Source organism: Flavimobilis sp. BM9 (assembly GCF_058313055.1).
On the sequence record NZ_JBZEMO010000022.1, the window covers coordinates 1 to 258 of the forward strand.

1 protein-coding gene is annotated in these 258 nt (G+C 65.5%); it reads left to right on the forward strand.

Annotated features, from left to right (window positions below; translation table 11 throughout):
* On the forward strand, nucleotides 1–258 hold a 258-nt coding region (locus AC4F3Q_RS13560), incomplete at both ends, for an adenosylhomocysteinase (RefSeq protein ID WP_491040424.1).

A 258-nucleotide genomic window follows, 5' to 3' on the forward strand; every position in this document is an offset into this window, starting at 1 on the left:
ACCATCCAGACCGCGGTGCTGATCGAGACGCTGAAGGCTCTCGGTGCCGACGTCCGCTGGGTGTCGTGCAACATCTTCTCGACCCAGGATCACGCCGCCGCGGCTATCGCGGCGGCCGGCACGCCGGTGTTCGCCTTCAAGGGCGAGACGCTGACCGAATACTGGGACTTCACCGCCAAGCTGTTCGACTGGCATGGTGGGGGCGTTCCCAACATGATCCTCGACGACGGCGGCGACGCCACCATGCTCGTCCATCAC